Source organism: Ruegeria sp. CJ2, assembly GCF_056536745.1.
This window is the reverse complement of the sequence record NZ_JBQFQF010000004.1, coordinates 42,043-64,971: the sequence shown is the minus strand read 5'-3', so window position 1 is coordinate 64,971 and position 22,929 is coordinate 42,043. Positions and strand designations below refer to the sequence as shown.

The 22,929-nt window shown below is 57.8% G+C and carries 22 protein-coding genes; 9 read left to right on the top strand and 13 right to left on the bottom strand.

The features are described from left to right. Position 1: 1 nt before the first annotated feature. Complete coding sequence (locus ACR0MS_RS06905; protein ID WP_480571765.1) at positions 2-964, bottom strand: sodium-dependent bicarbonate transport family permease; 963 nt, start codon at positions 962-964, stop codon at positions 2-4. A gap of 96 nt (positions 965-1,060) precedes the next feature. On the opposite strand from ACR0MS_RS06905, the gene ACR0MS_RS06900 reads away from it, so the two are divergent. Next, a complete protein-coding gene (locus tag ACR0MS_RS06900) occupies positions 1,061-1,978 on the top strand; it encodes a hydrogen peroxide-inducible genes activator (protein ID WP_480571768.1) in 918 nt (305 codons plus the stop codon). A 51-nt stretch (positions 1,979-2,029) separates the two neighbouring features. On the opposite strand, the gene ACR0MS_RS06895 is transcribed toward ACR0MS_RS06900, so the two are convergent. Further along, the gene (locus tag ACR0MS_RS06895) at positions 2,030-2,935 is read right to left on the bottom strand and encodes a LysR family transcriptional regulator (RefSeq protein WP_480571771.1); all 906 of its coding nucleotides are present in this window, start codon (positions 2,933-2,935) and stop codon (positions 2,030-2,032) included. A 228-nt stretch (positions 2,936-3,163) separates the two neighbouring features. Here ACR0MS_RS06895 and ACR0MS_RS06890 point away from each other — a divergent pair, with 228 nt between their 5' ends. Further along, positions 3,164-3,604: a DUF4399 domain-containing protein gene (locus tag ACR0MS_RS06890; RefSeq protein WP_480571775.1), complete on the top strand. Its 441-nt coding sequence runs from the start codon at positions 3,164-3,166 to the stop codon at positions 3,602-3,604. A gap of 26 nt (positions 3,605-3,630) precedes the next feature. Here the strand turns inward: ACR0MS_RS06890 and ACR0MS_RS06885 are convergent, their stop codons facing one another. The 3 genes from ACR0MS_RS06885 to ACR0MS_RS06875 all read right to left on the bottom strand — a co-directional run bounded on the left by ACR0MS_RS06885 (position 3,631) and on the right by ACR0MS_RS06875 (position 6,382). Then, a complete protein-coding gene (locus ACR0MS_RS06885) occupies positions 3,631-4,008 on the bottom strand; it encodes a hypothetical protein (RefSeq protein ID WP_480571777.1) in 378 nt (125 codons plus the stop codon). After that, complete coding sequence (locus ACR0MS_RS06880; protein WP_480571780.1) at positions 4,005-4,202, bottom strand: hypothetical protein; 198 nt, start codon at positions 4,200-4,202, stop codon at positions 4,005-4,007. Before ACR0MS_RS06880 ends, ACR0MS_RS06885 begins: the two co-directional genes overlap by 4 nt. Positions 4,203-4,354: 152 nt before the next feature. Next, a complete protein-coding gene (locus tag ACR0MS_RS06875; protein WP_480571783.1) occupies positions 4,355-6,382 on the bottom strand; it encodes an FAD-dependent oxidoreductase in 2,028 nt (675 codons plus the stop codon). Between the two features lie 138 nt (positions 6,383-6,520). Between ACR0MS_RS06875 and ACR0MS_RS06870 the strand changes: the two genes are divergently transcribed. From ACR0MS_RS06870 to ACR0MS_RS06860, 3 genes are all read left to right on the top strand, one after another. Beyond that, positions 6,521-7,006: an RNA pyrophosphohydrolase gene (locus ACR0MS_RS06870; RefSeq protein ID WP_480571786.1), complete on the top strand. Its 486-nt coding sequence runs from the start codon at positions 6,521-6,523 to the stop codon at positions 7,004-7,006. An 80-nt stretch (positions 7,007-7,086) separates the two neighbouring features. Further along, entirely contained in the window at positions 7,087-8,460 is a 1,374-nt protein-coding gene (locus tag ACR0MS_RS06865) for a radical SAM protein (RefSeq protein ID WP_480571789.1), read from the top strand. Continuing rightward, entirely contained in the window at positions 8,457-9,296 is an 840-nt protein-coding gene (locus ACR0MS_RS06860; RefSeq protein WP_480571792.1) for a DUF547 domain-containing protein, read from the top strand. The genes ACR0MS_RS06865 and ACR0MS_RS06860 overlap by 4 nt, the downstream gene beginning before the upstream one ends. Before the next feature lie 2 nt (positions 9,297-9,298). Here ACR0MS_RS06860 and ACR0MS_RS06855 read toward each other — a convergent pair whose 3' ends face one another. The 3 genes from ACR0MS_RS06855 to nth all read right to left on the bottom strand — a co-directional run bounded on the left by ACR0MS_RS06855 (position 9,299) and on the right by nth (position 11,410). Beyond that, positions 9,299-9,688 carry a hypothetical protein gene (locus ACR0MS_RS06855; protein ID WP_480571796.1) on the bottom strand — a complete coding sequence of 130 codons (390 nt, stop codon included), beginning with the start codon at positions 9,686-9,688 and terminating at the stop codon, positions 9,299-9,301. 91 nt (positions 9,689-9,779) lie between these two features. Continuing rightward, positions 9,780-10,769 (bottom strand): adenosine kinase, encoded by a 990-nt coding sequence (locus tag ACR0MS_RS06850; RefSeq protein WP_480571799.1) that lies wholly within the window; start codon positions 10,767-10,769, stop codon positions 9,780-9,782. Then, the gene (nth, locus tag ACR0MS_RS06845) at positions 10,766-11,410 is read right to left on the bottom strand and encodes an endonuclease III (RefSeq protein WP_480571802.1); all 645 of its coding nucleotides are present in this window, start codon (positions 11,408-11,410) and stop codon (positions 10,766-10,768) included. The genes ACR0MS_RS06850 and nth overlap by 4 nt, the downstream gene beginning before the upstream one ends. Positions 11,411-11,527: 117 nt before the next feature. On the opposite strand from nth, the gene ACR0MS_RS06840 reads away from it, so the two are divergent. Further along, positions 11,528-12,370 (top strand): bifunctional helix-turn-helix domain-containing protein/methylated-DNA--[protein]-cysteine S-methyltransferase, encoded by an 843-nt coding sequence (locus ACR0MS_RS06840; protein ID WP_180885176.1) that lies wholly within the window; start codon positions 11,528-11,530, stop codon positions 12,368-12,370. Between the two features lie 54 nt (positions 12,371-12,424). Here ACR0MS_RS06840 and ACR0MS_RS06835 read toward each other — a convergent pair whose 3' ends face one another. Then, positions 12,425-13,864 carry an aldehyde dehydrogenase family protein gene (locus ACR0MS_RS06835; RefSeq protein ID WP_480571805.1) on the bottom strand — a complete coding sequence of 480 codons (1,440 nt, stop codon included), beginning with the start codon at positions 13,862-13,864 and terminating at the stop codon, positions 12,425-12,427. Positions 13,865-14,082: 218 nt separating this feature from the next. Here ACR0MS_RS06835 and ACR0MS_RS06830 point away from each other — a divergent pair, with 218 nt between their 5' ends. Then, positions 14,083-14,733 carry a peroxiredoxin gene (locus ACR0MS_RS06830; protein ID WP_171122940.1) on the top strand — a complete coding sequence of 217 codons (651 nt, stop codon included), beginning with the start codon at positions 14,083-14,085 and terminating at the stop codon, positions 14,731-14,733. 65 nt (positions 14,734-14,798) lie between these two features. On the opposite strand, the gene ACR0MS_RS06825 is transcribed toward ACR0MS_RS06830, so the two are convergent. Next, positions 14,799-15,521 carry a glycosyltransferase family 25 protein gene (locus tag ACR0MS_RS06825; protein ID WP_480591231.1) on the bottom strand — a complete coding sequence of 241 codons (723 nt, stop codon included), beginning with the start codon at positions 15,519-15,521 and terminating at the stop codon, positions 14,799-14,801. A 298-nt stretch (positions 15,522-15,819) separates the two neighbouring features. Between ACR0MS_RS06825 and ACR0MS_RS06820 the strand changes: the two genes are divergently transcribed. Continuing rightward, the gene (locus tag ACR0MS_RS06820) at positions 15,820-16,455 is read left to right on the top strand and encodes a DUF1326 domain-containing protein (RefSeq protein WP_480571811.1); all 636 of its coding nucleotides are present in this window, start codon (positions 15,820-15,822) and stop codon (positions 16,453-16,455) included. A 59-nt stretch (positions 16,456-16,514) separates the two neighbouring features. On the opposite strand, the gene ACR0MS_RS06815 is transcribed toward ACR0MS_RS06820, so the two are convergent. After that, on the bottom strand, positions 16,515-17,135 hold the full coding sequence (locus ACR0MS_RS06815; protein ID WP_480571814.1) for a PACE efflux transporter: 621 nt from the start codon (positions 17,133-17,135) through the stop codon (positions 16,515-16,517). Positions 17,136-17,366: 231 nt separating this feature from the next. Next, positions 17,367-19,514, bottom strand: coding sequence for a polyribonucleotide nucleotidyltransferase (gene pnp, locus ACR0MS_RS06810; protein WP_480571817.1), 2,148 nt, complete (start codon positions 19,512-19,514; stop codon positions 17,367-17,369). Between the two features lie 420 nt (positions 19,515-19,934). On the opposite strand from pnp, the gene ACR0MS_RS06805 reads away from it, so the two are divergent. Next, complete coding sequence (locus ACR0MS_RS06805; RefSeq protein ID WP_480571820.1) at positions 19,935-21,536, top strand: BCCT family transporter; 1,602 nt, start codon at positions 19,935-19,937, stop codon at positions 21,534-21,536. Between the two features lie 115 nt (positions 21,537-21,651). Here ACR0MS_RS06805 and ACR0MS_RS06800 read toward each other — a convergent pair whose 3' ends face one another. Further along, the gene (locus tag ACR0MS_RS06800; RefSeq protein WP_480571823.1) at positions 21,652-22,785 is read right to left on the bottom strand and encodes a Hint domain-containing protein; all 1,134 of its coding nucleotides are present in this window, start codon (positions 22,783-22,785) and stop codon (positions 21,652-21,654) included. Between the last annotated feature and the right edge of the window lie 144 nt (positions 22,786-22,929).

The following is a 22,929-nucleotide window of genomic DNA, read 5'->3' as shown; positions in this document are numbered from 1 at the left end:
GTCACATCACCCACCACAGGTAAAGCGGCAAACCAACCGTGATGTTGAACGGGAACGAAACGCCCAGGGACAGGGTCAGGTAAATCCCGGACTCGGCCTTGGGCAGCGCAATCTTCATTGCCGCTGGCACCGCGATGTACGAGGCCGACGCAGACAGTACCATCAGCAGGAACAGGCTGCCTTCGGGCAGGCCGATGACTGCACCGACGGCCCAGGCCATCATCGCTCCGATCAGGGGCATTAGCACACCAAAGCCAAACAGCCCCACCGACAGTTTATCGCGGTTACTTAGCAGGCTCCGCCCGGCTGAAAGGCCCATGTCCAAAAGAAACAGGCAAAGGATTCCGGTAAAGGGCGTCACGATGAACGGCGCGATCATTTGCATACCTTCACCGCCCGTGATGGCTCCGATGAGGAAAGCGCCGGTCAGCAGAACAATGGACCCGTTTGCCAGAAGATCGCGCCATAGCCCTTCATCCTTGATGCCGTTGCCGTTTGATCTGTGGGCAAGCCACAACGCGGACAGGATGGCGGGTACCTCCATCGCCGCAGCGACGGCGACCATGAACCCGTCATGGCTGAGGCCGACAAGGTCCAGCAGGCTTGTGGCAGTCACGAAAGTGACGATCGAAATCGACCCATAATGCCCGGCGACCGCAGCCGCGTTCAGCGGGTCCAGCCGGGTCATCACCCGCAGCAAACCAAAGGCCACGAACGGAATGGCAAAGGACAGCGCCACACCACCCAGCAGGGTTAGAAACAGGTCCAGATGGATTCCATGTTCGGCCAGATTGCTGCCGCCTTTGAAGCCGATGGCCAGCAACAGATACAGCGACATGAACTTGGCCGCTCCCGCAGGGATCGACAGATCACTGCGCACAAAGGCGGCCAGCAGCCCAAGTGCGAAGAAAAGGATCGTTGGCACCAGCAAATTGCTGGACAGCGTGTCGATTACGGTTGGCATTTGCGGCTCCTGTCCCGGTTTTTGGGCTAGGTGCCTTGTCGAATTGTATTATCCCAATATTATCTTTCTAAATTTAACATAGTTTAAGGCTATGAAATGCGCCCAACCTTGCGTCAGCTAGAATACATAGTCACCGTCAGTCGCCTTGGTCGGTTCGGGCTTGCGGCCGACGTTCTGAATGTCAGCCAGCCCAGCCTTTCGGCGCAGATATCGGCGGTAGAACAAGAGCTTGGCCTGCGTATTTTCGAACGCAATCGGGGTGGTGTTCACGCAACGGCCAAAGGCGAGGCGTTCATTTCACGCGCCCAGAAGATATTGGCCGAAGTTCAGGACCTGCGCCACGCCATGACCAGCGACGCGCCGGTGGGCGGACGTTTGAGGTTGGGTGTGTTGCCGTCAATTGGTCCATATCTGTTGCCGCAGGCCATCAAGAAAATCCATCAGGAGCGCCCGGGGTTGCGTATTGTGGTGCGTGAAGAAAACACGCGCGATCTGGAGCAGGGTCTGAAAGCCGGGCGCTTTGACCTGATTATCTCAACCCCCGAAGATCACCCCAACACGATGCAGCAGCGCCTTTTCAATGAAACTTTGTGGATTGGCGTGGCCGTCGACGACATGCTGGCGCGGGATTTACACGGCGTCACCGCCGAAGACCTGCGCGACCGTCTGATTCTGACGCTGGATCAAAGCCATCGCCTATCCCGAATCGTATACGCGCTGGCCGCCGAATGCGGTGGGGTCGTGTCGGATGAGTATGAAGGGACAACGCTGGATTCGATCGTTCTGATGGCGGCGTCGGGGGTTGGCGTTGCGGTTTTGCCCGATTTGTACGCGCGGCGGCAGGGAATCTACCGCGATGAGGTTCGGCTGCGCCCCTTGGCCATTCCTAATGCCAACCGCGATATCGCGTTGTTGGCGCGCCGTGGGGAAGACGACCTGCAAGGTCGAAATATTCTGACGCAATCTCTGCGCAAAGTAGCCCGCGATATGGGTTTGACGGTGCCGTTTGAATAAAAAAAGACCCGCACAGGATGCGCGGGTCATACAGTCTTCACCGGGGAGAAATTACCAATCCATCGGGCCCTTGTCGTTGAAGGACTCGACCAGAAAATCAATGAATGCCCGCACTTTGGGCTGCGTGAAACGGCCCGGCGGGTACACCGCATAGACGCCCTGCAACTCGTCAGGCAGCGACGGCATCGCATCCAGAACCTTGCCGCTTTTCAGCGCGTCCGCATACAGATAGCTGGGCAGATGTGCGATCCCAAGGCCCGAGATCGCCGCGTTCAGCAGCGACTGACCGTCATTGACGCTCAACCACCCTGCGGTGCGGACCTGACGTTTTTCGCCCGAAGGCGCAGTCAGTTTCCACACATTGCCCGACGACTGGCTGGAATAGTGCAACAGCTTGTGTTCGTTCAGATCGTCGATCTTTTGCGGGCGTCCGTATTTCTCGATATAGCTTGGGGCGGCGACCATGCGCTTTACGGTTTCCGTCAGCTTGCGGGCGCGCAAGGTGCTGTCTTCCAGCTCTCCGATTCGCACGGCCACGTCAAAGCCTTCCGAAATCAACTCCACATACCGGTTGTTGAGAACCATATTCACCGTGATATCCGGATAAGCCGCCAGGAATCCTGACAAAACCGGTGACAAGTGATTCACGCCGAAATCTGTTGCGACGCTGATTCTAAGCAGCCCGGACGGGGCCGATTGCATCGAGGTCACCAAGGCGTCGGCTTCGCCCGCATCATTCAGCACGCGCCGTGCCCGGTCATAATAGGCGAGGCCGATTTCTGTCGGTGAAACACGACGAGTCGTGCGGTTTAACAGGCGGGCGCCCAGGCGGGCCTCCAGGCTCGATACGTGCTTTGACACGGCCGACTTGGAGATGCCCATCTTTTTGGCCGCATCGGTGAAGCCACCCTGGTCCACCACGTTGGCAAAGGCTTCCATTTCGGTCAGTCTGTCCATTCTCGTTCCCCAGGTATTGGTTCGTTGACCGATTTTTGCGGTCAATCTGGGCGGAAACTGGGCAGACATGGGATAATATCAGGGATTTAATTCGGATCGTTTGCGTATAGGAAACGCGGAAACGATGGTTTCTGAATCCGCCACAAACTCAATACACGTAGGGTTTTAGGGGATTTTGCCTGCATATGTTAAGATGAGCATGGCAAATTTGTGACCATGGAGGAGACAATGAGAGCTCTTTTTACCATCGCTGCCCTGACCCTTTCCGCATCGCTTGCTTTGGCCGGAGGAGAGACGCCTTCGAACTCCGATGCCGAGGTCTATTTCGTGAATTTGTCGGATGGAGATACCGTAAAATCACCGGTGACGATCGTTTTCGGCCTGAGCGGAATGGGCGTCGCCCCAGCGGGAACAGAAAAAGAGAACACGGGCCACCACCACCTTCTGATCGACCGCCCGCCGCTGGGCGAGGGGGAGGACGGCGCGGATGAGCTGGCCTATGGCCTGCCTGCCGATGACAACCACATCCATTTCGGTGGTGGGCAAACCGAAGTGACACTGAATTTGGCCTCGGGCGAACATACGCTGCAACTGGTACTTGGCGACGCCGGGCATGTGCCGCACGCCACGCCGATTGTGTCAGAAGTGATTACGATCACGGTCGAGTAGGAGGCGTGTGCGTTCGGTCGACCTATTTAAGCGGCAACAGGTAGCAGGAAGACCCCGCGCGCCAGCGCCGAATTCAGTCGTTCTTTCGTATACCAATTGTTGAGGACCGCCTTAGTCATCAAATCGGGGTTTTCCTGTGTGAACGCTGCAAAGTCATCTGATTGCCCAATGGCAAGACGCTCTGCGATCAGACTCATGAATGCATAGGTGATCGTCAGATTGAACTTGTCAGGGTCACCCGCCTTGGCTGCAAGCGATCGGATTCCTTTGGCGTAGATCGCCGCGGCATCGATGAAATCATACTTGCGCAGCAGATCGTATGCGACCTGCACGTGCTCGGCATGTCCGAATGTTGTGTTGTCGATGGCGTGTGCTTCAAACGCGCAAGTGATATCGACGCTCATTCTCCGTCCTCCTTAAAGCGATGACTGTCTTCGGATGTCCAGTCGAGGTCGTAGACACTTTTGAGTTGCTTGATCTTCTCTAGCGTTTCCTCGGAAAACGCCGGTTTGTTTTCAAAACTATGCAAGGTCATGCCTTCGATTAGATCGCTCAGGGTCATGTCCAGCGACTCTGCCAGCCCCTTCAGAACTTTCAAAAGGCGTCTTTCGATTCGAATTCCAGTTTGGATACGTACTATTTTCTGATTCATATGTTGTATATGTACATATGTACATTAGGAGTCAAGTGGCATCAAAAAAGCCGCCTCTTTCGAGACGGCTTCCCTTGGTGCAAAAAATTATCGTCGCGTCAGAACGTGGCGGCCAACCGTGTGCCTTGGTTGATCGCGCGTTTTGCGTCCAGTTCGGCGGCCAGATCCGCGCCGCCGATCACATGCGGGGTGATGCCGCGTTCGATCAACGCATCCGCAAGGCTGCGTTCCGAGACCTGACCGGAACACAGAACAACTGTATCCGCTGCGATAACGGTCGGGTCCGCGCGCTCTTCGCCAAAGCTGATATGCAGGCCGTCATCGTCGATACGTTCGTAATTGACGCCGCCAACAAAGTTCACGTCCTTCATCTTGAGCGTCGCGCGGTGAATCCAGCCTGTGGTTTTACCCAGACCCTTGCCGTGCGCCTGTTTCTTGCGCTGCAGCAGTGTGACCTCGCGGGCCGGGGCTGCAGGCTGCGGTCCTTCGGGGGCCAGACCCGAGCGGTGCTCGGCCGGGTCGGTCACGCCCCATTCCTTCATCCACGCAGGCAGGTCCGTGGTGATGCTGTGACCGTCTTCCAGCAGAAACTCGGACACGTCGAACCCGATGCCGCCGGCACCAATCACGGCGACAGATTTGCCGACCTCGGCCTTGTTGCGCAGAACGTCGATATAGCTGATGACATTCTCGCGGTCTTGCCCGGGGATTTCCGGGTCACGCGGGTTGACGCCGGTCGCGATGACGACTTCATCAAAACCGGTCAAGTCATCGGCGCTGACCTCGCGGTTCAGTTCGACCTTCACACCCAGATCAGCCATCATGGTGCGATACCAGTCGACCAGGCCCCAGAATTCCTCTTTACCCGGAACCTGCTTGGCCATGTTCAGTTGCCCGCCAACTTCGGCGGCGCGGTCGAATAGGGTTACGTCATGGCCGCGCTGGGCCGCAGTCATCGCGGTGGACAGACCGGCCGGACCTGCGCCGACGATGGCGACGGTCTTGGGAGTTTCAGCGTTTTCGATCACAAGCTCTGTTTCATGACAGGCGCGCGGATTGACGAGGCACGAGGTCAATTTGCCGCCGAATGTATGGTCAAGGCAGGCTTGGTTGCAGGCAATACAAGGCGCGATCTGCGCCGACTGGCCCGCGATGGCCTTGTTCACGAAATCCGCATCCGCAAGCATCGGACGCGCCAGGGACACCATGTCGGCGCAACCGGTGGACAGAACCTCTTCGGCCACTTCGGGTGTGTTGATCCGGTTCGAGGTGATCACCGGAATGCCCACTTTGCCCATCAGTTTCTTGGTGACCCATGCGAAGGCCGCGCGGGGCACGCTGGTGGCGATGGTCGGGATTCGCGCTTCGTGCCAGCCGATGCCGGTATTGATGATCGTCGCCCCTGCCGCTTCGACCCGCTGCGCCAATTCCACAACCTCTTCATGGGTCGAGCCGTTGGGCACAAGGTCGATCATCGACAAGCGGTAGATGATGATGAAATCGGTGCCCACGGCTTCGCGCGTGCGGCGCACGATTTCGATCGGCAGGCGCATCCGGTTTTCATAAGAGCCACCCCAGCGATCCTCGCGCTTGTTGGTGTGGGTCACGAGGAACTGGTTGATGAAGTACCCTTCAGAGCCCATGATCTCGACCCCGTCATAGCCCGCTTTCTGGGCCAGAACAGCCGCGTTGACGATGTCACTGATCTGCTTCTCGATACCTTCTTCGTCCAGCTCATTGGGCGGGAACGGAGAAATGGGAGATTTCACCGGGCTGGGCGCTACACATTTGGGACCATAGGCATAACGGCCTGCATGCAGAATCTGCATGGCAATCTTGCCGCCCGCTTCGTGCACGCGCTGGGTGACGATGGAGTGTTTGGCCACCTCGTCATCGTTGGTCATCATCGACGCGCCCGGCAGAACCGAGCCTTCAAGATTCGGGCCGATCCCGCCCGTCACCATCAGGGCCACACCCCCACGGGCACGGTCTGCATAGAACTCGGCCACGCGGTTCCAGTCGCCGGTTTCCTCAAGCCCTGTATGCATCGAGCCCATCAGAACGCGGTTTTTCAGTGTGGTGAAGCCCAGATCAAGTGGGGCCAGCATATTTGGGTACGCAGTCATGGCGAACTCTCCCTCCCGGAATTTCAGCGCTAGATTGACGTTCGCGTCAACATTGTCACGCGAAACCTTGCGTCACGGTCTATGCTGTCGCAACGGCAGTTGATACAGACGGACCGTGACAGGAAAAAGAGACCAAGCATGACCCCTGATGAAATCGCGAAACTGCCCTACCGTCCTTGTGTCGGCCTGATGTTGATGAATGCCGATGGCAGGATTTTCGTGGGAATGCGCAACGACGGCCCCAAAGATGCGTGGCAGATGCCACAGGGCGGGGTGGATAAGGGTGAAGATCCCCGCGATGCGGCCCTGCGCGAGCTTTGGGAGGAAACCGGGGTCACCGCTGACCTGGTCGAGGTCGTGGCTGAAACCCCCGGTTGGCTGCCTTACGACCTGCCTCATGATATCGTGCCGAAAATCTGGAAGGGCCGTTATCGCGGGCAAGAGCAGAAATGGTTCCTGCTGCGCTTTTCAGGCCGCGACGATCAGATCAATATCGAAACCGATCACCCAGAGTTCACGCGCTGGAAATGGCAGGAGCCCGCGCGGTTGGTGCAAGAGATCGTGCCCTTCAAACGCGCCGTCTATGAACAGGTGGTCGAGGCGTTCCGCGCCCATCTGCGGTAGGCACGCTTTTCACTCACCCCGCGACAACTTGCCGTGAGGGGGCGTGGTTCGGGCAACAACCCGTCTTTAGCTTGGTGCGCATGAGAGATACCGCGCACAGCCCCCCCGCCATCGTCCCCGCCGGGCGCAAGTTCATCGGTTCTGACCGCCGCGCGCCCTTGCGCGATGGGTTGCAGGGCTGTGGGGAATATCATGCCGGACAGACGGCAGGGCGGTTTTATCCCATCGCCTGTGTCGCGCTTGAAGTCACGCAGAGGTGCAATCTGGATTGCACGCTGTGTTACCTCTCGGACCGGGCCGAGATGACCTATGACCCGCCGCTCTCGGTCCTGTTTTCGCGGCTGAAGACGATCTACAGCCATTACGGTGCAGGTGTCTCGGTCCAGTTGACCGGCGGAGATCCAACCTTGCGCAAGGTCGAGGATCTTGAGGCGTTGTGTCGAGAAATTCGCCGTTTGGGGATGCGGTCCTGCCTGATGACCAATGGTATCCGGGCCAGCCGAGCCTTCCTGACCCGGCTGGCGGCGGCAGGGCTGGATGATGTGGCCTTTCACGTCGACATGACGCAGGAACGCAAAAGTTTCCGTTCCGAAGTCGAATTAAACACTGTCCGCCGCGCTTATATCCGCCATGCGCGCGGGCTGGGGTTGCGTATCCTGTTCAATACTACGGTGTTCGAGGGGAATTTCGACGAACTGCCGCTGCTGGCGCGATTTTTGCGGGATCAGCCCGAGGTGGCGTTTGTCTCGTTCCAGATGCAGGCCGATACCGGGCGCGGCGTGTTGCGCGAACGCCCCGAGATGATCACGCAGGACAGTGTCGCGCAGGCGGTTGAGGAAGGCTACGAGACAGCGTTGCATTTCGATACTGCCGCCGTGGGACATTCCAAGTGCAACCGTTACGCCAGTGTTGTGACCGCTGGCGGGCGGGCTGTGTCGCTGCTGGGCAACCGTCGGTTGGTGCATAGGGTGATGGCAGCGTTGGAGGCGGTGGACGACAATCAGGACGCCCATATCCGCATTCGCCCCAAGGTCGGGCGTATGATCCGGCGGCATCCGCTGCTGGCTTTGCGTGCGCTGGGGCAACTGGGGTCGTGCGTCACCCGACTGGGCACAGGCCTTGTGCGCGGCCCGGTGCGGCGGCAGGCGGTGTTCATTCACAATTTCATGGCGGCGGATCAGTTGGACGAAGATCGCTGTGCCTCCTGCGTGTTCATGGTGGCCACGGCCAACGGTCCCCTGTCGATGTGTGTCCACAACGCGCAGCGCGATATGCATCTGGCCAGCCCGGACCGGATCGACGGGCCGACCGGCCCTAGCTGGTGGAACGCCGCCGTTCCACGCCTGTCCAACGGCCCCGACCTGCCGGACCTCAGCGATCCGGCCCTTGCCCCGATGAAACGGTTAAAAGGGCAGATGCGCGCTATGCGTCAAGCCCGGAAGGATGCGTCATGAGACACCTGCTGATCTTGCTGTTGCTGCCCTTGCTGGCCGCCTGTGCCAGTGTCGAACGTCTGGCGCTTCCTGCGCCCGAGCCTCTGCCGGGCAGTGCTCTGACCCGCACCGCACCACCGCCCGGCGCGCGTGTTGATCACAGCGACTGGACTGCCTTTCTGAACCGCTATGTCGCGCCCGATGCGCAGGGGGTGAACCGGGTCGCCTATGGGCAGGTGACGCAGGCCGACAAGGTTCGGCTGGACGAGTATCTGACCGCGTTGCAAGCAGTGGACCCTGCCGATCTGACCCGCGATCAGCAACTGGCATATTGGATCAACATGTATAATGCGGTGACGGTGGATGTGATCCTTGAGAACTACCCCGTCGCCTCGATCCGTGACATCAAGGACGGGCCGCTGTCGATCGGGCCGTGGAACCGGCCTCTGGTCATGGTCGCGGGGCAAAGCCTGACTCTGAACGAGATCGAGCACCGCATTATCCGCCCCACCTTTGATGAGCCGCGCATTCACTATGCCCTGAACTGTGCGGCTGTGGGCTGCCCTAACCTAATGGCGCGTGCTTGGCAGGCCGAAACGCTGCAGCGTGACTTCGCCGCTGCCGAACATGCCTATATCAACGACCCGCGCGGGGTTCGGTTCAACGACAATAGCGGGCTGATCCTGTCGAAAATCTTCATCTGGTTCCGCGAGGATTTCGGGCCGAACGAGCAGGCTGTACTGGCCTATATCCGAACTGTCGCCGATCCCGATCTGAAAGACAGGCTGCAAGTCGTGCCCCGTGTCAGCGCCTATAAGTATGACTGGGCGCTGAACGACGCGGCGACGGGTTCTTAGGTCTACTCAACGCACTGACCCAGACGGCGACCGTTCTTCGTATCTTCGAGGATGTAAAACCCGCCCTGATCGCCATTGACGGTCAACCAGTGCGGCATCTCCTCGGACATAACTCCGAACAGATAAGTCACCGGATGGGTTCGATTACCGTAGTAGGCAAACAGCATTTCGGCATCGGCCACAGGTTCACCATCAAGGACAAGCTTGAAGTTCTCACCCGTGTCCGTTCCGGAAAGTTCAATGCCGCCGGGTGCCGAGCAATCTGCCGAATACCGCCCTTGGGTTTTTGTAATGTCGAAATCCTCATCGAATTGAGGCAACCAATGTAAGAAAGACGCGCAATAGGAGTCAGGTTCGGCCTGATCCCAATGCTGACATGGTCCCTCTTTCATGCTTGCAACAGCTAAGTTTGGTATCGTTAAGGCAATGAGAGGAAATAGTATATTCTTCAATTCTTAAATCTCCAAAGAGGTGTTAACTGCTTCAAAGCAGCCCTTCGGCCCGCAGCAATTCCTGCAAATTGGCCTCGGGGCGCGGACCGATATGGCTGATCACTTCGCGTGCGCAGACATTGCCGATCTGGGCGCAGGTCTCGTAATCGCGCCCGGTGGCCATTCCGAACAGGAAACCCGCGGCGAATTGATCGCCTGCGCCGGTGGCGTCGACCGGCACGACCTTTTCAACCGGCACGTCCACACGCTGCCCATCATACAAGACCGTTACACCATCGCCCGACCGAGTACACACGACCAGAGGGCAGATCGCGGCGGTCTTTGCCAGCGCCTCTTCCAGATCGTCGGTTTCGAACAGCGATTTGATCTCGGCCTCATTGCCGATGACGAAGTCCAGTTCGTTTTCGATCAGCAGCAGGAAATCGACCCGGTGACGTTCCACGCAGAACGGGTCGGAAATGGCGATCCCGGCCTTGCCGCCGCCCTTGTGACAGGTACGCGCGGCCTCGAGAAACGCGGCCTTGCCCTTTTCCTTGTCGAACAGATACCCTTCAAGGAACATGATCTGGCTGTTGCCCGACACATCTGCGGACACGTCCTGCGACGACAGTTCCGACGAAATCCCCAGATAGGTGTTCATCGACCGCTCGCCATCGGGCGAGACAAAGATCATCGAACGCGAGGTCGGCAACTCGCCACCCGCGACCGGCGGGTTGACGAAATCGACGCCTTCTTCGTTCATCGCATCCGCGTAAAACCGACCCAGCGCGTCGTCATGCACCCGACCGATAAAGGCCGCATCCAGCCCCAGCGCCCCGGCACCTGCGATGGTGTTGGCAACCGAACCGCCCGGCGTCTGAACGCGCCCCTCCATCGAGGCATAGAGCACCTCGCCGCGTTCCTGCTCGATCAGTTGCATGATGCCCTTCTCGATGCCCATCAGCTCCAGAAAGCTGTCATCGGCCTGAGAGATCACATCCACAACGGCATTTCCGATACCGGTGAGCTGGTAGGTTTTCATAGGGTCTTGTCCTCAAATTCGCAGAGATCGCGGATGATACAGGTTCCGCATAAGGGTTTGCGCGCCTTGCAGTGATAGCGCCCGTGCAGGATCAGCCAGTGATGCGCGTGCAGTTGGAAATCGGCGGGGATGTTGTCTTCGATGGCGCGCTCGACCGCGTCCACGGTCTTGCCGGGACAAATACCAGTGCGGTTGCCAACACGGAAGATATGCGTGTCGACCGCCTGTGCCGGTTGCCGCCACCACATGTTCAGAACCACATTGGCCGTCTTGCGCCCGACACCGGGCAGCGATTGCAGCGCCGCGCGCGAATTTGGCACTTCGCCGCCATAGTCATCGACCAGAATACGGCTGAGTTTGATGACATTCTTGGCCTTCTGGCGGAACAGGCCGATGGTCTTGATATGCTCGATCAGACCCTCTTCGCCCAGATCCAGCATCTTTTGCGGCGTGTCGGCGATCTTGAACAGCTCACGCGTCGCCTTGTTGACGCCCGCATCGGTGGCCTGCGCCGATAGCGCTACGGCGACCACAAGGGTATAGACGTTCACATGCTCCAGCTCGCCCTTGGGTTCGGGGTCGGCGTCCTGAAAACGGGTAAAGATCTCGCGGATCGTGTGGTAATTGAGTTGTTTTGCCATCCGCGCCTTAATGCCGCCCAAGGGCCGGTGACACAAGCCCAAAGCCAATGCGCAGGTTTCGGGTCGCCCGGGCGCTGCCGCCGCGATATGGTTCTGGCAACACAAGAGGTGAGAGTCATGAACGTCCAGACCCCGGAAAGCGGATACCATTACAACGTCATGCGCCGCGCGATCGAGTTGATTGATCAGGGCGGCGAATCCCTGTCTCTGGAGGAGCTGGCCGATCAGATGGACATGAGCCCGGCCCATTTCCAGCGGCTGTTTTCACGCTGGACCGGGGTGTCGCCGAAACGGTATCAACAATACCTGACGCTGGGCCATGCGAAGGCGTTGCTGCGCGAGCGGTTCACCACGCTGGAAACCGCGCACAATGTGGGTTTGTCCGGGTCGGGCCGTCTGCATGATCTGTTCCTGAAATGGGAATCCATGAGCCCCGGCGAATACGCCCGCAAAGGCGCGGGTCTTACGATCTATTGGGGCTGGTTTGACTGCCCCTTTGGGCCGACGCTGGTGATGGGTACTGACAAGGGCATCTGCGGCATGGCCTTTGGCGCGGAAACCGGCGAGGCAGCCGCGATGGAGGATATGACATCCCGTTGGCCCAAGGCGGATTACGTCGAGGATACCGAAAAGCTGCGCCCATGGGTCGAGGCATCGTTTGGGGCGAACCGTGGGGAAACTCCGCTGCATCTGATCGGCTCCCCCTTGCAGATCAAAGTGTGGGAGGCGCTGATGCATATCCCTTCGGGGCAGGTTACGACCTATTCCGAGATCGCGCAGCGGGTGGGCTCGCCTCAGGCGGTGCGGGCCGTGGGGACGGCGGTAGGCCGCAACCCGGTCAGTTGGCTGATCCCGTGCCACCGTGCCCTGCGGAAATCGGGCGGATTGGGGGGCTATCACTGGGGCTTGCCGGTCAAACGCGCCATGCTTGCCTATGAAGCTGCGCAAGCAGATGCCTGAAAAAAAAGCGAGGCACCCTAAGGTGCCTCACAACTGGATCATGTGATCGCGTGGTTATTCCGCGGCCCAGCCGCCGACGGCCTTGACCTCAAGGAAATCCTCAAGACCCCAGACGCCGCCTTCACGCCCGTTGCCAGACTGTTTCATGCCACCGAACGGGGAACCCGCGCTGCGCGACTGGCCGTTCATCTCGACCATTCCAGAACGTAGTTCCCGCGCCATGCGATTGGCGCGGCCTCCGTCCTGCGTCTGGACATAGTTTGTCAGGCCATACGGCGTGTCATTGGCGATCTCGACGGCTTCTTCTTCGGTATCGAATGGGATCATGGTCAGGACCGGGCCAAAGATTTCCTCGCGTGCGATGGTCATCTGGTTGTTGGCATCGGCAAAAACGGTGGGACGAACATAATAGCCTTTGTTCAGACCATCAGGCCGACCGGTGCCGCCTGCGACCAGACGCGCGCCTTCGTCGATGCCTTTCTGGATCAGATCCTGAATCTTGTTCCACTGAAGCTCGTTCACTACGGGGCCAATATGCCGCCCTTCTTCTTGCGCGTTCCCGACCGACACCATGTTGGCCACCTGCGCGGCCGTCTCAACCGCCTGATCATAGATCGGTCGCTGCACCAGCATGCGGCTGGGGGCATTACAGCTTTGGCCGGTGTTGTTCATCATATGCAGCACACCACGCTTGACGGCCTTTTCATCGGCGTCTGCAAAGACCACGTTTGCGCCTTTACCGCCCAACTCAAGATGCACCTTCTTCAAAGTATCGGCGGCGTTTTTCGAAATCGCCGTGCCCGCGCGGGTCGAGCCGGTAAAGCTGATCATATCCACATCCGGATGCCCCGACAGTTGCGAGCCGACGCCCACACCATCGCCGTTCACAAGGTTGAACACACCGGCGGGGAACCCGGCCTCGTCCATCATCTCGGCAAAGATCATCGCGTTCAGCGGGCTTTGCTCGGACGGTTTCAGAACCATGGTACAACCCGCAATCGCAGCCGCGCCCACCTTGAGCGTGATCTGGTTCATCGGCCAGTTCCAGGGCGTGATCAGAGCGGCGACGCCCACCGCTTCATAGATGATGCGGTCGTTGGGGGCGTGATCCCCCAACGGGCGTTCGAACTGAAACGCCTTGGCCGCGCGGATGAAGTTTTTTAGGTGATAGACACCGGCGCCAGACTGCTGTGTACGCGCCATGTCAATCGGAGCGCCCATTTCCAGCGACATCGCCTGCGCCAGATCTTCCGAGCGAGACAGGTAGATCTCAACCAGTTTTTCGACCAGCGCTATACGCTCTTGCACCGGGGTCGCCATCCAGCCGGGCAGGGCGGCTTTGGCGGCGGCGACAGCGGCGTTGGTATCGTCGGCGCCCCCAAGTGAAATCACCGCGCAGGGTTCCTCGGTCGAGGGGTTGATGACTTCAAAATCGTTGGACTGTGCCGGGGCGACCCACTGGCCGTTGATATAGAAGTTCCGTTTGTCGATCATGGCTCCACCTTTTTCACTCATCTTTTCCGACCGTCCGGTCGGTTTTGCAGGCACTCTGTCATTACGACCGCAAAGGGGCAAGGGTCATTTCCCGTCGCCTGGACGAATTGGTAACGCGGTTTTGTCAATCAGACCCAAATGATTGGTTTAACTTGTCAGCAAAGTGATTAAATTTGCGTCAGCCGATTTCGGCTCATCAGCAGGAAAGGAGACGCCCCATGGGTTTGCGCATCAACGACACCGTCCCGAATTTCACTGCAGAAACGGATCAGGGAACCATTCAGTTTCACGACTGGATTGGTGACAGCTGGGCCATTCTGTTTTCGCACCCCAAGGATTTCACCCCGGTCTGCACCACTGAATTTTCGGCAGTGGCCCAACTGAATGACGAATGGGCCGCGCGGAACACCAAAGTTCTGGGTGTCTCGGTCGATGGCGTCGAGGACCACAAGAAGTGGAAAAAAGACATCGAGGCATATGGCAATGCCAACCCCGGTTTCCCGATCATCGCCGATGACGGGCTGGCTGTTTCGAAAGCTTTCGACATGTTGCCAGCCGAAGCGTACCTGCCGGATGGCCGCACACCGGCTGACAGCGCCACGGTCCGTTCGGTCTTTATCATTGGCCCTGACAAGCAACTGAAGCTGTCGATGACCTATCCGATGACCGTAGGGCGCAACTTTGCAGAAATTCTGCGCGCCTTGGACGGCTTGCAAATGAGCGCCAAGGGTGTTGCAACCCCGGCCAACTGGATTCCGGGCGAAGACGTGATCATTCCCCCTGCGGTTTCGAACGAAGAAGCCAAGGAAAAATTCGGTGAGTTTGAAACGATCTTCCCGTATCTGCGCAAGACCAAAGCGCCCAGCTAAGACAGAAAGCGGGGCTAAATGCCCCGCTTGATCGCTCTGCGTACAGGCCCTTTCTTACGGGCCACTCACGCCGCGGGACGCTGCGGATGCTGATAGAGCTTCGCGCGGTAAGCGGCGCGCTTGAACTCTCGGGAAATCTTGTCGCCCAGCGGAGGGCGGGACTGGATGGTTGACCCGCCAATCTCGTTGGCGACTTCCTGATTGCCGCTGCCCAGCAATGCCAGGATTGGTTGGCCTGTCAGCCAGTGCATTTGCAGGAACGTGTCAATCGGGCGGTCGATTTTGTTGGTGGCCTCAAGCAGCCGCTCGGCCGCGCGCCGTCCAACCAACTGACACACACACTGCAGCCCGATCACCTTGGGCAGGATCAGTCGCATATCGTTATGCCGCGCCAGCACCTGAGCCGCGATTTCGCGCTGTTTTACCGGAATGCGGATGTAATGGTCAGGTGTCGCGATCGGGGCAAGCATCTTCAACGCCTCGCTCATTCGGCACGGATCAATACGCAGGTCGTCCTCGGTAATGATGGCCAGGTCGATCTTTTCATCCACCAGCTTTTGCCAAATTCGGCGGTGGCTTTCGAACACGCCGATTTCGGCAGGTCGCAAATTGAACGGGTATTCGGGCCGGTGTAAATTGCCGGGGAACAACTCTACATTCGCGATCTGGTCAGAATTCCGCCCGTTCACAGCCTCGAACAATTCGGCGTTTGGCAGGTCAGCGCACAGCTTTTCTGCGTTGGGCCGCCGGGCCGTACTTGAGGACATGTGAATTACGAAAGAGCGCATGCACAAGTGCATAGAACACGCGCGCAATCTGGGAAAGAGAAACCAGAGAATAACATCATCAAATTATGATCATTGGACTTGGTGGGTTCAGAATTTCGCGCAGGGCTTGAACGATTGATTTGCCACATGGTCTGGATGACCCCGTTTGGCACGCGCTGCTCTGGGCCTCTTTCAAACTGAGGAATGCCCTTCGGTTCGTGAATCGAGGCGTTTGTGATAGGGTATGACAATTGAGCTGACCAACAGGCGCAAGACCGCACGCATCGAGCATTCACACTGTGCATCACAGGAGAAGACGATGGCATTTACAGATTGGTATGTCGAAGGTGAGGCTTTTGGGAACTGCAATTGCGGCTATGCCTGCCCTTGTCAGTTCGAAGAATTGCCAACCCACGGGAACTGCCGTGGATTTGAAGTACTGAATATTTCAAAGGGGCACTTTGGTGACACGGACCTTGTCGGCGCGAAGGCAGCGTTGATTTACGCGTGGCCCGGTCCGATTTTCGAAGGCGGTGGCGAGATGCAGGTTATCATCGACCCCAGCGCCTCGGATGCGCAACGCGCGGCGCTGGAAAAGGTCTTTCACGGCGAAGAGACCGAAGAGATGGCGACCCATTGGTTCGTTTTTAGGGCGATGTGCAAAACCGTTCACGAGACACTGTATCTGCCAATTGACTTCGAGATGGACATGGAAGGCCGCACAGCCAGCGTTACCATCGGCGATGTACTAAGCTCGACCGGTCGTCCGATTCAGGCGCCGCATGGGGGCGGAGAGCACCGGGTTCGGATCGACATCCCCGGCGGGATCGAATTCACGCTGGCGGAAATCGGAAGTGCCTCGACCAAAGCGGATGCCGCGATCAAATTGGATCTGAACGACAGTTTCGGGCAATGGCATATTATGAAGCACGGACCGTCCGGGGTAGCGCATTGACGCTCAGATTATCTGACCGCCCAGCGAGGCTGACGACAAGGCTTTCCGGATGACTGGGCTTAAACAGGTTCAGATACTCTGATCGCGTCAGATGGGGCGTAGTTTTTTGGACATACGGTATTAGGCTGCAGAAGGCGGCACTGCATGAGTTGACCACAGTTGTGTCCCGTATTCAGGGCATCGCACAACAGAAGCGGAGGCTCCTTGAGGTCATACGCATAACTGCTTTCCGCTGACTGACCTTCCTTGCAGTGGTATGGCTGCACGGGTCGGATGCGATCATAGATGATGTGGAAAAAATAGGTGTAGACTGTGTATGTCAGGGTCAGTCCAACATTGAGCGCAAGTGCCGAACCCAGCGAGTGTCCCCCGACCAGCATCAGCAAAGGGCACGTTATCATGACTGCGGTAATCTCATGCAGTGCGGCGTGGAGCATACGCATCGCATGCGGGCGTTTGCAGGCCAGCCGGGTCGTTCTGGCGCGCTCGATCAGGTCGAAAATAGTGTTGAAGATGGGACACCAGACCATGATCACGACGGACAGCATGGCGATCATCGCGACCCCGTGAACCATCGATGCTCCGGTGAAATATGCGTATATCGGCGAAACAAAGGCGATCCCAATCAACTCGAAACAACCGGTTTGAACAATACGCTCTTTAAGAGATCTTACTGTCATTATCTATCCACTAAAGAATGGCCGCGTTCACAGGGACCTGAACTTTCAAATGCGATAGATGAACTGCTTAAAATGGGACCACGTCCTTACCGCATAGGCCATTTTCTGCACAAATTTTGCGCGTTGGATGTGAAGTTGGACACATTTGTATGTTTTTGCGGGGGATGCGAATTGACAAAAAAAGACCCCGGCCAAAACCGGGGTCTTTCGCTATTCAAAAAGAGGCGCTGATTATTCGGCGTCTTCTTTCTTTTCTTTCTTCTCGGGTACGATCTCTTCGCCGGTTTCCTGATCGACGACTTTCATCGACAGGCGAACCTTGCCGCGATCGTCAAAGCCCAGCAGCTTGACCTTTACTTCCTGACCTTCTTTCAGAACATCCGACGGATGGTTCAGGCGGCGGTTTTCGATCTGGGACACGTGCACCAGACCGTCGCGCTTGCCAAAGAAGTTCACGAAGGCACCGAAATCGACGATCTTGACCACTTTACCGGTGTAGATCTGACCTTCTTCCGGCTCGGCCACAATCGAATAGATCATGTCATAGGCTTTCTGGATCGACTCTCCGTCCGGCGAGGCGATCTTGATGACGCCGTCATCGTTGATGTCGACCTTGGCACCCGAAACCTCGACGATTTCGCGGATGACCTTACCGCCCGAGCCGATCACTTCACGGATCTTGTCGGTCGGGATGTTCATGGTCTCGATGCGCGGGGCGTGGACCGAGAATTCGTTGGTCTCGGACAGGGCTTTGCCCATCTCGCCCAGAATGTGCATCCGGCCGTCCTTGGCTTGCGCCAGGGCTTTTTCCATGATCTCGGGCGTGATGCCCGCAACCTTGATGTCCATCTGCAGCGAGGTGATGCCGTTTTCGGTACCGGCCACTTTGAAGTCCATGTCGCCCAGGTGGTCTTCGTCACCCAGAATGTCGGACAGGATGGCATAGTTGCCGTCATCTTCCAGGATCAGGCCCATGGCCACACCAGCAACCGGTGCTTTCAGCGGAACGCCCGCATCCATCATCGACAGCGAACCGCCGCAGACCGACGCCATCGAGCTGGAGCCGTTGGATTCGGTGATCTCGGACACGATGCGGATCGTGTAAGGGAAGTCGGTCGCCGCAGGCAGAACCGCCTGAAGCGCTCGCCATGCCAGCTTGCCGTGGCCGATCTCGCGACGGCCGGGGCCACCAACGCGGCCAACTTCACCAACCGAATAGGGGGGGAAGTTGTAGTGCAGCAGGAAGTTCGACTTGAAGTTGCCATGCAGTGCGTCGATGAACTGCTCATCATCACCGGTGCCCAGCGTGGTCACGGCCAGTGCCTGTGTCTCACCGCGGGTGAACAGGGCAGACCCGTGCGTTCGGGGCAGCATCGAGGTTTCGGCTTCGATCCCACGGATATCGGTGGTCGAGCGACCGTCGATCCGCTTGCCGCCTTTGACGACGTCACCGCGCAGGATGCCGGCTTCCAGCTTTTTCATCGCCGAGCCAAGGTTGGCGTCTTCCAACTGTTCCTCGGTCAGCGCTTCCTTGATCGTTTCACGGGCAGCGGCGACAGCAGCGGTGCGCTCTTGCTTGTCGGTGATTGCGAAAGCGGCGCGCATCTGCTCTTCACCAGCGGCTTTGACGGCTGCGTAGAGATCCGAATAGTCGGGCGCTTCGAATTCGAACGGCTCTTTCGCGGCATCTTCAGCCAGCGAAATGATCAGGTCGATGACCGGCTGAATCTGCGCGTGCGCGAAGTTCACCGCGCCCAGCATTTCTGCTTCGGACAGCTCGTATGCTTCGGATTCAACCATCATCACGGCGTCTTTGGTACCTGCAACAACCAGGTCCAGACGCTGTTCTGGGTTCAGGCGCAGGTCCTGCATATCGTCCACGGTCGGGTTCAGGACGTATTCGCCATCCACGAAACCAACGCGAGCACCGGCGATCGGGCCCATGAACGGCGCGCCGGAAATGGTCAGAGCAGCGGATGCCGCGATCATCGCAACGATGTCGGGATCATTGACCAGATCGTGCGACAGCACGGTGCACATCACCAGAACTTCGTTCTTGAAGCCGTCAACGAACAGCGGGCGGATCGGACGGTCGATCAGACGCGCGGTCAGCGTTTCTTTCTCGGTCGGACGCGCCTCGCGCTTGAAGAAGCCGCCCGGAACTTTACCGGCGGCATAGTATTTCTCTTGGTAGTGCACGGTCAGCGGGAAAAAGTCCTGACCGGGCTTTTGTTGCTTGGCAAAAGTCACGTTCGCCATGACGCTGGTTTCGCCCAGCGTGGCAATCACGGTGCCGTCGGCCTGACGCGCAACCTTGCCGGTTTCCAGCGTGAGCGTCTCTTCGCCCCACTGCATTGATTTCTTTGTTACATCAAACATTTGCGTATCCTAAAAGGGAGCACTCCCGGCCCTCCGGGTCTCCCGTTTTGCATGGCGGCCCCATTGCCGCCGACCCCATTTTATCTTCCGTTCGAGTGCCGGGGCCAAGGCACAACGTCTCAGATGCAGCGCGCATACATGAGATTTATCTCAAAGGAAAGAGAAACCGCATTGCGGGGCAACGGGTGACCATCCAACCCATCGGATCAACCGTGCCGAACACGTCAGGCTTTAGCGCAGATTTGTTTGAACAAATGCGGCAATTCGAATGCGTTTTGCAAAAATATGATGTCTGTGTAAGATGTTACCACTGAACCCGCGGTCGAAAAGACGGAAACGCGCCAAGGGGGTACAATACTCATATCCGTCAGTCGACCGAATACCTTGGCGTTTGCACCTAGCGGACAGAGGGGCAGTCGAATGGCTCAGACAAAGAAAATGCTGGATCCGGATCCCCGGATCTATGACTTTGAAACCGAATACGAACTTGGGCAGGATAACGTCCGACCCTTCGGTTTGGACATCCACAACCCGGTATTCCTGATCTCAAGTATCCTTATCTTTGCGTTCGTTCTGATCGCATTGGCCAATCAGGAGGCCGCAGCGACCTTCTTTGGATGGCTTCGGCCATGGCTGACCAGTACATTCGACTGGTTCCTTGTTCTTTCCGTGGATGCAATCACCTTGTTCTGTCTGGTGCTGATCGTCTTGCCCGTCGGCAAGGTACGGATCGGCGGTAAAGACGCCAAACCCGACTATTCCTATGCAGGCTGGATCGCGATGATGTTCGCGGCCGGGATCGGTATCGGTTTGCTGTTCTTCGGCGTGATGGAGCCGGTGTATTACAACTTTGCCGAGGGCGGAAACGCCGTTCCACTGGGGATTGATATTGCAGTACCCGGCAATGAATATGCCGGTATCGTCGGTACGATCCACCATTGGGGGCTTGAGGGCTGGGCCGTTTATGCCGCCGTTGGTCTGGCGCTGGCGATCTTCAGCTACAACCTTGGCTTGCCCTTGACCTTGCGGTCGGCCTTCTATCCGATCCTGGGCGAACGCGTGTGGGGCTGGTGGGGTCATATCATTGATACCCTGGCCGTATTTGCCACGTTGTTCGGTCTGACAACCTCGCTCGGACTGGGCGCGCAGCAGGTGGCCGCGGGCCTTTACGAGGTGTTCGGCATCGAACCCAGCCCGACAGTTGTCGTGTTGCTGATCATCGGGATCACGATGATTGCGCTGGGCTCGGTCCTTCTGGGTATGGATGCGGGTGTAAAACGGCTGAGTGAGATCAACATGATCATGGCCGTCGGTCTGTTCCTTTTTGTGATCGCGGTCACGGGTGTTGGAACGGCCATTGCACGGTATTTCAACGTGATGACGGATTACGTACTGCACCTGCCAGCCTTGTCCAACCCGTTCGGGCGTGAAGACACCAGCTATTTCCACGGCTGGACGACCTTCTACTGGGCGTGGTGGATTGCGTGGTCGCCGTTTGTGGGCATGTTCATCGCGCGCATCTCAAAGGGCCGCACAGTGCGAGAGTTCGTTATCTGCGCGTTGCTGGCGCCCACGGCGGTTTGCGCCCTTTGGATGTCAACCTTTGGCGGTGCCGCGATCGACATGCTGAACGCAGGCGGAGCGCAAGGTGTCCGCGCCACCGTGATCGACAGCTATGCCCCCGAAGGCGCGCTGTTTGGCTTCCTGAAAGAGCTTCCGCTCTATGGTATCGTGGCGCCAATCGCGTTGATCCTGATCGTGGTGTTCTTTGTGACCTCGTCGGATTCCGGTTCACTGGTGATCGACACGATTACCGCAGGCGGCAAGATGGATGCCCCGGTGATCCAGCGCGTGTTCTGGTGCACTTTGGAAGGGTTGGTCGCAATCGCTCTCTTGCTGGGAGGCGGATTGGTTGCCCTTCAGGGTGCGGCGGTCTCGACCGGTATTCCGTTTACGATGGTTGTTCTGGTCATGTGCTATTGCCTGTGGCTGGCGCTGAAATCAGAGAAAGCCAAGATGTAGGCAAGCTCGCATCAAATTTGAAACGCCCGCCGAATGGCGGGCGTTTTTCATTGGTCGAAGACTGGGCAGCGCATGATAACCCCGACTTGAAGGTCGCGATCAGGCTTGCTGCCGCCTAGTGGTGAACCGAGGATTCAAGGCCGTCGATAAGGGGCTTGTGGTTGGCCTGATGCCGTTCGAGCAGTTTACGCACTTGTTTGCCCTTCTGCGGGATATACCGGGCGGAATGTGCCTGGAACTGCGGATCGCAGCACTCGGGGAACAGGTCCAAAATCTCTTTTCTGGAATCCTCGGGCACGGATTTCAAAGCTTCCGGACCGGTAAACAGGCTTTCGGTCGGTGTACCGTTGGACCAGATGATTTCATGCGCATCAAACAGGATGTGGAAATACTCCACCCCATCCGGCAACGCGTCCAGAATTTCCACCCCGTCCAGAGAAATCAGCTTTTTCGCCGGAATCAGGACGTCCTTGCGTTCGAACATGCGCAAGGCAACTACCGAGGAAACAAGAACACGGTGTTGCGGTGAAACGATCAGGTCTTGCTTGGGATAACCGGCCCCCAGCGCATCCGCCCGGATCAGAATGGGTTTGAGTCTTGGCTGGGCGTCAAGCTCGGCTTGGGTCACTGCGCGCGATCCGATCCAGCGGATTGGCTTAAAGCCGTTATCATAGGTCAGCACCTGATCCGAGATTTTCAGGTCTTCAACTGCCACGGGGCCTTCGCGGGTTTCAATCAGAGTTCCGGCTGCGAAACACAGGACGTCGACAAATTCGCCGGCCGCGTTTGTGGGGCCGGTGACCGACTGGTCAATCTCGATGGTGTTGTCGCCGCTGTCATTCCACGCCGCAGCGATTGCATCCGTGTTAACTGTCAGCCCGTTGGTCAACTGCAGTGGCACCAGCGAACCGTCGTCTTCCTTCACGCCATACAGCGCGATGGTCCCGTCCGGGTTCACCTCCAAGCGGACAACGGGTTCACCGTTGGTATTGCCAAGCTGCCAGATTGCGGGCGTGTCAACCTCATACTGGTCGCCATCGGCAAACTGAACAGTCTGCCCTTCGGTATCGACTATTTGGAACTGAAGCTCATTCTCGGCCCCGGCCGGACCGCCGACGAACAGGTCAACCCCGTTGATCTGAAGACTGAAACTGTTGTCCAGCGAGTCAAACTCAATGACGAAACCGTCCCCTGCGGAGGTATCGGTGAACGTGGTGGAGTCACCGTTTGCGATGCTGAAATTTGCCATTTGAGAGTCGACCGGTCCTGAAATCTAGACGAGAACAAAAAAAATTTCGTTCACTTATTTGATGAACCGATTAATGGCCCATCTTCGAGCTTTCGAAAAGAGTGTTCTGGCAATTACCTTGCTGAACTTTCTGAAAAATCCCTT

Excerpts from the sequence above, each read along its gene's own strand:
- ACR0MS_RS06905 (WP_480571765.1), bottom strand. The coding sequence starts at position 964 with ATGCCAACCGTAATCGACACGCTGTCCAGCAATTTGCTGGTGCCAACG.
- ACR0MS_RS06900 (WP_480571768.1), top strand. The coding sequence starts at position 1,061 with ATGCGCCCAACCTTGCGTCAGCTAGAATACATAGTCACCGTCAGTCGC.
- ACR0MS_RS06895 (WP_480571771.1), bottom strand. The coding sequence starts at position 2,935 with ATGGACAGACTGACCGAAATGGAAGCCTTTGCCAACGTGGTGGACCAG.
- ACR0MS_RS06890 (WP_480571775.1), top strand. The coding sequence starts at position 3,164 with ATGAGAGCTCTTTTTACCATCGCTGCCCTGACCCTTTCCGCATCGCTT.
- ACR0MS_RS06885 (WP_480571777.1), bottom strand. The coding sequence starts at position 4,008 with ATGAGCGTCGATATCACTTGCGCGTTTGAAGCACACGCCATCGACAAC.
- ACR0MS_RS06875 (WP_480571783.1), bottom strand. The coding sequence starts at position 6,382 with ATGACTGCGTACCCAAATATGCTGGCCCCACTTGATCTGGGCTTCACC.
- ACR0MS_RS06870 (WP_480571786.1), top strand. The coding sequence starts at position 6,521 with ATGACCCCTGATGAAATCGCGAAACTGCCCTACCGTCCTTGTGTCGGC.
- ACR0MS_RS06865 (WP_480571789.1), top strand. The coding sequence starts at position 7,087 with ATGAGAGATACCGCGCACAGCCCCCCCGCCATCGTCCCCGCCGGGCGC.
- ACR0MS_RS06860 (WP_480571792.1), top strand. The coding sequence starts at position 8,457 with ATGAGACACCTGCTGATCTTGCTGTTGCTGCCCTTGCTGGCCGCCTGT.
- ACR0MS_RS06855 (WP_480571796.1), bottom strand. The coding sequence starts at position 9,688 with ATGAAAGAGGGACCATGTCAGCATTGGGATCAGGCCGAACCTGACTCC.
- ACR0MS_RS06850 (WP_480571799.1), bottom strand. The coding sequence starts at position 10,769 with ATGAAAACCTACCAGCTCACCGGTATCGGAAATGCCGTTGTGGATGTG.
- nth (WP_480571802.1), bottom strand. The coding sequence starts at position 11,410 with ATGGCAAAACAACTCAATTACCACACGATCCGCGAGATCTTTACCCGT.
- ACR0MS_RS06840 (WP_180885176.1), top strand. The coding sequence starts at position 11,528 with ATGAACGTCCAGACCCCGGAAAGCGGATACCATTACAACGTCATGCGC.
- ACR0MS_RS06835 (WP_480571805.1), bottom strand. The coding sequence starts at position 13,864 with ATGATCGACAAACGGAACTTCTATATCAACGGCCAGTGGGTCGCCCCG.
- ACR0MS_RS06830 (WP_171122940.1), top strand. The coding sequence starts at position 14,083 with ATGGGTTTGCGCATCAACGACACCGTCCCGAATTTCACTGCAGAAACG.
- ACR0MS_RS06825 (WP_480591231.1), bottom strand. The coding sequence starts at position 15,521 with ATGCGCTCTTTCGTAATTCACATGTCCTCAAGTACGGCCCGGCGGCCC.
- ACR0MS_RS06820 (WP_480571811.1), top strand. The coding sequence starts at position 15,820 with ATGGCATTTACAGATTGGTATGTCGAAGGTGAGGCTTTTGGGAACTGC.
- ACR0MS_RS06815 (WP_480571814.1), bottom strand. The coding sequence starts at position 17,135 with ATGACAGTAAGATCTCTTAAAGAGCGTATTGTTCAAACCGGTTGTTTC.
- pnp (WP_480571817.1), bottom strand. The coding sequence starts at position 19,514 with ATGTTTGATGTAACAAAGAAATCAATGCAGTGGGGCGAAGAGACGCTC.
- ACR0MS_RS06805 (WP_480571820.1), top strand. The coding sequence starts at position 19,935 with ATGGCTCAGACAAAGAAAATGCTGGATCCGGATCCCCGGATCTATGAC.
- ACR0MS_RS06800 (WP_480571823.1), bottom strand. The coding sequence starts at position 22,785 with ATGGCAAATTTCAGCATCGCAAACGGTGACTCCACCACGTTCACCGAT.